Origin of the sequence: Caballeronia sp. INML2 (assembly GCF_023631365.1) — a bacterium.
Classification (GTDB): domain Bacteria; phylum Pseudomonadota; class Gammaproteobacteria; order Burkholderiales; family Burkholderiaceae; genus Caballeronia; species Caballeronia turbans.
Genome location: NZ_JALQDH010000140.1, coordinates 1 through 8,207 on the forward strand (window position 1 = coordinate 1; position 8,207 = coordinate 8,207).

Sequence of the window (8,207 nt, forward strand, 5' to 3'; positions counted from 1 at the left end):
CCCTTCACCGGGAATCAAGTGTCGGCTCCGCACCAGACAGCGGTCCTTCGTGCGCAGAACATTTCAGTCGCGCTTCCAATGAGCCCTGATTGCACAACCATTCTCGCCGTGGCTAGCCCGTCGACCCGCGATGGGAATTGTGGTGAAGATCTTCGTGCACTTCACCGCGCCCGCGCAGCAAGGCGCGCTATCATCCGATCCGCCATCGCGCGGTCGATGACTTCAAATGAGCGGCTCCTGCGCTCATAGGCATACATGTCGCCACTCGCAATATCGAACCACCAGCCGCTCAACACGAGTGCGCCCGCGGCGACTTGCTGGTGGACGATCGGGTATGTCATCAGATGCTCAAGCTGCACAAGGACGTTGAGTTGCGACAATTGATCGTGCGGTTTCAGCCTTTCATCGAGCGGACCTTCGTGTTCGAGGCGAAACGCTGCGTTGTTGGCGTGATACAGCCATTTATCTAAGTTCGGCGCTTTCAGCTTGGCGTTGCGTGTATACACGGCTTTCATCGCACCGCACTCGGAATGCCCGCAGACAACAATATTCGAGACTTTCAACACCAGCACCGCGTACTCAATCGCGCTCGCCTCGGAAAGGTCGCCGGTAGAGACTCCTTCCGCAGTCGCCGGCGGAATCAGGTTGCCAACGTTGCGCATCGTGAACAGATCGCCCGGATGGGTCGAGGCAAGCAGGTCCGGGACAACCCGACTGTCCGAGCACGTGATGAAGAGGGCATCAGGTGTCTGCGCGAGCGCCAGTTTGGTAAACTGTTCCGCGTATTGCGGCAGCAGTTGCTCGCGGAATTCAACGATGCCCATTATGAGTTTGTCCATGTTTTTCCTCCGAAAGGGCTAGTCATGTGTTGTCGACGTGGCGGAGCCTCCCAGCCCCTGCGAGTCAGGGATACGGGCCAACGCCAGATCCTCGGGAAACGAGAACATCGAGACGATCGTGCGATCGAGCAGTGCCAACTCGACGCGTAATGCATCATGTCGATGTTCCGGTAGGCACTGGACGAGATTCTCAATCGCAGCACGCAAACGACGCGCGATTTGAATGCTGCCCGCGCCGTATTGTCTTATTTCGCGGAAACTAAGATGTACGAAGTCTTCCCAATTGGGCGTCCGTAGGATAACCCGAACCTGCCCTGACCTATCCACAATCTCCTCGATGTGCAGCGACCGTTGGCCCACCACGCGCAATAGTCGGTGCACCTGGTCGATAGCAAGCACGGCCGTGGTCGGATCGTTGATCGCCGCCGACAGCGCTTTGAGCGCAATATCGACCAGGATGCGAAACGCGAACATAGGATCCTGCTCCATCGTTCGTTCCGTCCCGAAAGCGACCAGTGTGCGCAGCCTTTCCTCATCGATTGCGCCAGAATTCCCGTACAAATAAAACATGGGTTCGCCCACAGCGACGAAATCACCGACTTGCGGTACAAATTCGATAACTGAGTCAGTGCGCCGCGCCTTGGCCACCAGCCTTTCCAAGTTCACGGCCAGAACGATGCCAGATTCGCCGCGGTGAAGGACAATGCGATTAGGTACGCCTCGCTCTTTATCACTTTCCAGCGGGATAGTTGCACCGCTAGTCGGAGCGGGATAAACGCTTTCTATGACCGCCATCCCGTGCTTCCCAACGCGTGCTACGAGGCTTACAGGACGCAGAGATTTCGCGGCGTAGTCAATCAGGAAGAGGAACGCGACGACTGAAGCGAATCCGAATATCGCTGCAATGAACACTTGAAGTTGGTGTACCTCGTTTTCACCCATCCAGCCCAGTGTTCTATCGGCGAACAGCATCGTGAAAACGAACAGTCCGGAGATGGTACGGATCACGTTATCGCGCAGCAGTGTGGTCGCGATTATCCGGGGAGTGTACTGCCCGCCAGCGACCTGGATTGCGACGAGCAACGAACCAAACGTGAACACCAGAAACCCCAGGTCTGCGGAAACGATGTCACCGAGCAACGACCGCGCCCCAGTCATAGAAAGCCCAAGAAAGCCGGTTTTCGGATCCAGGATCGCTTGCCTGATCATCCATCTTCCTAGCATTTCGGTCAGAGGTTTTACCACGGCATAGATCGCGACTGCCATGAGCGGCACAGCCCACAGCGAGGATCTTAGGTAGCTCTTTAAGCTGTACCATCGATTCCAGCCCATGTATGCTCTCCCCTAAGATCCATTTGCAGCAGAGACCAGAGTCTTCGCGGTTTGGCAAGCCGCATGCACATCTGTTGGCGCGTACGATGCATGGCAAGGACCGCTCGCTAGCCCTCGTTTTGACGGTAACGGCTTGCTCGGCATCTGTCACCATCCAGATCGTCCGCGCATCTGCAGGATCGTTCTTGTTACCGATGTCGAAGGCCTTAATGAACTTTGCGGGCATCAATTTGACTCTGTGCCCCATCTTGGACAGCGCGCTGGTCAGGCGCTGGGCTCCCGCGAGCTTCCATCCCGATTAGAGACACGGTGCGCAAATGCTCGAGACACGCCGACCGCTTGATCGACCTGTGCACGGTTTCGACCATAATTACGGCCACTGTCGTATAGTTCACTTTGGATCCTCTGGTTACCAGTGAAGACCTCGTGGTCTTCCAATGTCGGCACTCTGACGTGAGGATCCACCGCATGCGCACCTTCCAGCCTGGCGGCGCCGTTCATATAATTTCGCGCTTTGTCGGCGCATACCTTTTATTAAGCGAAAATCAACGAGGCTTGTACGAGAATTTCTGGCCGCCAACGCTTGCCTCATACATCAGCCCACCCTTAGCCACCGTGAATACAGCCATCCCTTTTCGATAGGCGCCTGTAGTTTTGGCATCTTTCTTGCCGCCGCTTACATTAGCAGACGTGCCCGCCGTGCCTGCCTGTGCGCCAGCTGCCGCAGTGATCGCGATCGCATTGGCATCTGCACCGAATTCAAAGTTGCCATTGGTGAATTCTTTGAGGGATCGTTCGTCCTGGAACAAGATGAGTTCACTGTACACTTGGCCGCCTAGTTGCAAGCCGACAGTGAGCTGAGTCATGGATGTATCGCCGATATATTTCCCTTTCTCATAGACGTGGCCCTTGCCGTGGGCACCGCCTATGCCGACCCCGGCCTTGCCAATCTTCGGAAACACAGCGTAGCCATGGGCACTGTGCAGAAGATTGCTGCTTTCTCCCGCATTTTTGAACAGGTTGAGCGTGGCCGTATATTCGTCTGCAAGAGCGGCGGAAGTAGGCAACATCAAAAGGATTGTGAGCGTCAGTATCAGACGTTTGAGCATGATGTGTTCTCCATGGATTGATCGCATTGGCGCACTGCCGACCTACACCCACCCAAATCGGCGCTTTTAACTCCTGGTCCCCGTTCACACAATCGGTATGAATATCGGAACTGCACGACGCCGAGGACCTTCCTGTGAAGTCAGTCCGCACAAAAAGGCCCGCAGAAGCGGGCCCGGAAAGCCGCGAGTCACGGTTGCAAAGACGAAAGTCGTCCGTGAGCGGTCGACGCGCATCAGTGCTCTGAATTCGCGCTGTCTTTCAGTATAGGCTGCGTTTCTCGCCGGTGCGTAAAATTCCGTCGCCGATCGCGTGACCGGGAAGCTTTTTAATCAAACATAAGTCAGCCGGCCGGTCCGCGGGCGTATTTGAGGCCGGCGACGAAATCGATCACTTGCTGCACGCCTTGCCAGATGGTCTTCATCAGTTGCCCGCTGTAGCGCGAGAATTGTCTACTGTGCTTCTGTTTTAACGGCAACAAACCGCGCATCGGGCTGCTGATCAGCTGTCCAGATCGCCCGCGCGGCGGCGTCAGTCTTGTCACCCAAAACGAAGGGACGGCACCGAGCGCGGGGCAATGAGCCTCAAGTCGCGGTCGAGGTTCTTCAGGTGTCCAGCCCTGCAGCGTGCGGCGGCCGGTCGTTTCGATCACAAACTACGAAGGCTCGCGCCTAGCGAATTGCGTTTGAGTTTGATGCGCTGAATTGTCCTCGCATTGACTGGCACAGCAACTCCTCATGGTCCGCATGATAAGTGTGTCACAAATATTCCCTTACCCAGCGACGCCGCGGGAATTAGGTGACGTTTAAATGAATTAATTATTAAGCGGCTTGGGAGAACTGGTTGCGGGCGACCTCCATATTTGGAACACGGGCTGATTGGTGAATCGCGAGCCACGAAAACGTGGAAAATGTGTCGGTCCCGTTCACTAAAAATCGCTTGTATTGCTCGGAATATGTTCTTAAATTACGGGAGTGATGCTCGACACTTTTATTTTGCCGACGAGACAAAAGCACAAGAGGAATCCCGTGTCAGCTCAAGATGCCGGGACTGCCGTGAAACGTGTGAGTCCAGCGATTGAAGTTGCGGTGATCTCATTCGCGATGGGCGCGGCCGCAGAGCGATATGAACAAACGGATCACTGCGGCGCACAGTGGCAGTAATGATGAGATCGTGAAGATTCGGCTGCGCGTCGAGTCTTACGTATTAGATCCCCGCGTCGGCGCGAAGGAGCGCGAAGCGATCAAGGTGTTGAGCGCCTATTTTGATGCGAAACGTGAGTACATTTCGCGCGACGGATGGGCGACGGCGTGCCGCAATACCCGCTCGCTGCGCCGATAGCCTCGAGCGCGCATTCGTTACGCATCGCACTTCCCGCGACGCATACCACGGCTACCACTTTCGCATCCCAAGCTGCAAGGCCAGAACGCACCGGGCGGTGCTTTCAGCTGTGTGATCAACGGTCGCTGCTCGCGGGCTTCGCGATGGTCGCCTACACGGCGCAATACGGCACGAGCGAAGTGACGACGTTCATCTGAGCAGCAACAGCGGCGTTTATCAGAAGGATAGCGGGAAATTCCGAGCACCGACGGAACGCGATCCCGATACGTCGTCTGGCCGCGAGGACGAGCCCAATGGACCCTACATGTCGCATGTCGAACGCTCTAAAACGAGTCAAAGGAGTCGGCATGAATGCGAAGAAAACTCACCAGCTGTGTGTCGCGCTGATGATGCTGCTCGCGCTGGATGCGATTGCGCAAAGCAAGCCGATAGCGTATCCGGCGAAAGGCCAAAGCGCTCAGCAACAACAGAAGGACGACGGTGCGTGCTACAGCTGGGCAAAGAGCAACACGGGTATTGACCCCGCGACGGCTTCTGCAGCGCCCCCGCCGCAAAGCGGTCCGGCGGTGGGCGGCGGAGAACGCGTCCAGGGAGCCGCACGCGGTGCGGCGGGAGGCGCAGTAGTCGGGGCCATTGCGGGCGATGCGGGAAAGGGCGCGGCGGTCGGCGCGACAGCCGGCACTATGGTGGGCGGTTCACGCGCACGACAGAACCGTCGCGCGCAGCAGGCGAATACGCAAGCGCAATCACAGGGCGCGATGGACACGTACTACCGCGCTTATGCGGCCTGCATGCAGGGCCGTGGCTATACGATCAAGTGAAATTGCCCATTCATTCAACCCAGGAGCAACAATAATGAAGCGCATGAGCAGGAGCCTGTTTGTCGCAGCTTGTCTAGTGCTATCCGGAACCGCATGGACCGCCGAGCCCGAGACCAGCGTGAACGTCACAAAGAGCGAGAATGGAGCATCCGTGCAGGGCACCTCGAAGGTGACGGCTACCATCGTCGGCATCGACGCCGCCACGCGCACCGTCACGCTCAAGACGCGTTCCGGCAAGGTGATCGAGCTGGAGGTCACGGACGAGGTACGCAATTTCGACCAACTGGCTGTGGGCGATACCGTGAAGGTCGCCTATCACGAATCGCTGAGCCTGAGCCTGCTCGACAAGAAGAGCGAGGCATCGCGGACTGAGAGCCAGTCCGCGGAACGCTCGGTTCCGGGCGCCAAGCCGGGAGGAACGGTCGGTCGCGAAGTGACGGTTATCGCGGACGTCGTCGCGGTGAATGCCAAGACGCAGATGGTGATGCTCAAGGGCCCCAAGGGCGACACGATCGATCTTCATGTCGAAGACCCCGAGCGTCTCAAGCGCATAAAGAAGGGCGATCAGATCAAAGCTGTCTACACCGAAGCATTGGCCGTATCTGTCGAACCGGCCACAATGAAGTAGAACGGGTGGGGATGATGCTTTGAGTCCGCCGTATAGACCCGGCTTTGCGCAGGTGCGCAGCTTCACTTTCCGGAGGTCGCGAGATCTTCCTCGATGAAGCGCAGAATTGCTTCAGTCAGCGCCTCACGAGGATATGCGTTCTGCGTGACGAACAGCGCGGCGATTGTGCTGTGCGTTCTGGCAATGGGCACGGCCAGCGCCCAGTGGTCGGCATTCACAAAGGCGAGCAGCGCGCTTCCCGGTACGATTTGATCGTAGAAGATGACTTGGCTATCGTTGCGCGCATCGATTTGCGAAAGTTTGTCGTAGCTCGATTTGAGTATCGACGATATGCGTTCCGGCTGGGGAAACGTCACGAGCGAGAAATAGCGTAGCTCTTTTGGTAGGGGATGCTGCGCCATCCAGCCCTGGCGTGTCGCCGGACGCAGGCTTTCTACGGCGCCGCCGTCGCCCGACGTACAGGTCGCGCTGGGAAAGTACCGCAGCATGTCGGCCTGATACTGCTCTGCATCGTTGGCGAGCGCCGATCCGCCAACCGCGCCCGCCGCGCTCACGACGGCCGCCACTCGGCTTCGGATCTCCGGATACTCGACAACAGCCTGCAGGATGTCGGCGGCGCCCTTTGAGTAACCGACCAGCACGAGTACACCTGGCTCGCTGGACAGTTGCATCGCCAGAATGGCGTCGCGGATCTGACGTGCGTTGTTCTTCGAACTCGACAGGCCGTCGACGTTGAGCATGATGGCGTCGTATCCAAATTGCTGCACGTGTTTCGCGACGGCGTTCTGCGAATTCAACCACGGCTTGAAACAGTCATAACCGATGCCGGGAACCACTGCCGCGATGAGGTGACGCTTCGATTCACCCAGATCCACAGGCGCGCCGATGCCAGCGGGCTCGGTACCGACGCGTGTCAGTGCGTCTTCACAGGGACGGTAGTCGGGAAGCGCCTTGCCGTGTGCTTCGAGCACCGCGCAGAATGTCTCGCGAAAGCGTGACCGCTTGTCCAGCACACCCGCTTGAGATGCGGGAACGAGCGCGAGCGGAGGCGTATTCGTCGTGTAGGGGACGAGCGGCTTCGTTGCGCACGCCACGAGGGCAACGCAGGCAAGGGCGGCCACGAGACGGGCGACGCCTCTGCGTGGCCTCATGACGGAGCTATTCGCCGGCATCGCCCTGCTCCTCGCGTGCACCGGTTTTGCGCTGCTCAAGGTAAGGCACCCAGTCTAGAATTTGCACGTTGGTGAAGTTGAGCGGGCGGGTGGCGAAGAACATGACGGCACGCAGCCCATTGGTGTAATACGACGCGCCGTTCAGCGTTGCTCGCGGGTTTGCGGGCGGCGCCGCCCCTACGCCGTACACGAAGCCGAGCTGCTCCAGACCACCCGAATACATCATGTCCTGGATCAGAAAGTTGCGCGCCTCGTCGACGTCGCCATGCAACGCGGGGCTTGCCGCATCGTGATGCGCGAAGCGGCCGCCGATGGGCCGTCCACATTGCGCCAGATACACCCAGCTGCCGTTGAACCGGATGGGCGCGAGCCATGCGCGCAACGTAGTGGAAGGCGCGCCCGCTTGCGCTTCCTTGCGCAGGACGACGTCGGGTCTGCGTCCAAACAGCGCTTGCGCAAGGTCCGTGTCACGCAATTCTCGACGATAGCCGCGCCGAACCATTGCAGTGCCTATATCGCCCAGGGTACCAATAATAATCACGTTCAGCGGGTCCGCTTCGGTCGTGCCTTTTGCGTCCGTGGCGCAACACGGCATGCGTTCGAGCGCCGCACGTAACGAAGCAAGATCGTGATAGTCGGTGATTGCTGACTCGGAATACCGGAACGGTGTCAGCGCGAAGCGCGCGTCTCCGGCGTCGTTCGGTACCGGCACGAACACGGAGAAAGGGATCAGCGTTTTGCTGCCGAACAAATCGATATTGACCAATTTGATCTGCCGGTCCTGGTTGGTGAACAGGAACCCGGTACGCGTTTCGCCAGCGGGGATGGGATTTCTGAATCCCAGTTTGTCCAGGTGATCGTCGATACTTTCGTTCGTCGCACCTCCGAGCAGCGTGTGCATGGACCACGCTACTTCGAGCGGCGAGAAGTAATCCGGATCGGTTCCGGAGTGCAGCAACCACAAGTT

The 8,207-nt window shown here is 58.2% G+C and carries 9 protein-coding genes and 1 pseudogene; 4 read left to right on the plus strand and 6 right to left on the minus strand.

Annotated features, from left to right (window positions below):
• Positions 1-161 precede the first annotated feature (161 nt).
• The 4 genes and pseudogenes from NCT32_RS36095 to NCT32_RS36110 form a co-directional block, all read right to left on the minus strand.
• The gene (locus NCT32_RS36095; RefSeq protein ID WP_250491468.1) at positions 162-839 is read right to left on the minus strand and encodes a carbonic anhydrase; all 678 of its coding nucleotides are present in this window, start codon (positions 837-839) and stop codon (positions 162-164) included.
• Between the two features lie 18 nt (positions 840-857).
• Positions 858-2,171, minus strand: a complete 1,314-nt coding sequence (locus NCT32_RS36100; RefSeq protein WP_061118586.1) for a DUF2254 domain-containing protein — start codon at positions 2,169-2,171, stop codon at positions 858-860.
• A gap of 545 nt (positions 2,172-2,716) precedes the next feature.
• Positions 2,717-3,280, minus strand: a complete 564-nt coding sequence (locus tag NCT32_RS36105; RefSeq protein ID WP_061118585.1) for a YSC84-related protein — start codon at positions 3,278-3,280, stop codon at positions 2,717-2,719.
• Between the two features lie 453 nt (positions 3,281-3,733).
• Positions 3,734-3,863 (minus strand): annotated as a pseudogene (locus NCT32_RS36110) (IS110 family transposase); the annotation flags it as partial.
• 540 nt (positions 3,864-4,403) lie between these two features.
• Between NCT32_RS36110 and NCT32_RS36115 the strand changes: the two are divergent.
• From NCT32_RS36115 to NCT32_RS36125, 4 genes are all read left to right on the plus strand, one after another.
• A complete protein-coding gene (locus NCT32_RS36115) occupies positions 4,404-4,619 on the plus strand; it encodes a DUF2950 family protein (RefSeq protein ID WP_250491470.1) in 216 nt (71 codons plus the stop codon).
• A complete protein-coding gene (locus NCT32_RS37775; RefSeq protein WP_409241578.1) occupies positions 4,577-4,816 on the plus strand; it encodes a DUF2950 family protein in 240 nt (79 codons plus the stop codon). The genes NCT32_RS36115 and NCT32_RS37775 overlap by 43 nt, the downstream gene beginning before the upstream one ends.
• 189 nt (positions 4,817-5,005) lie before the next feature.
• Positions 5,006-5,440: a glycine zipper family protein gene (locus NCT32_RS36120; RefSeq protein WP_409241579.1), complete on the plus strand. Its 435-nt coding sequence runs from the start codon at positions 5,006-5,008 to the stop codon at positions 5,438-5,440.
• Between the two features lie 34 nt (positions 5,441-5,474).
• Entirely contained in the window at positions 5,475-6,068 is a 594-nt protein-coding gene (locus NCT32_RS36125) for a hypothetical protein (RefSeq protein ID WP_061118581.1), read from the plus strand.
• Positions 6,069-6,130: 62 nt separating this feature from the next.
• Here the strand turns inward: NCT32_RS36125 and NCT32_RS36130 are convergent, their stop codons facing one another.
• Positions 6,131-7,081, minus strand: coding sequence for a hypothetical protein (locus NCT32_RS36130; RefSeq protein ID WP_250491471.1), 951 nt, complete (start codon positions 7,079-7,081; stop codon positions 6,131-6,133).
• A 145-nt stretch (positions 7,082-7,226) separates the two neighbouring features.
• The coding region (locus NCT32_RS36135; protein ID WP_250491472.1) for an LssY C-terminal domain-containing protein at positions 7,227-8,207 on the minus strand (981 nt) is incomplete at its 5' end.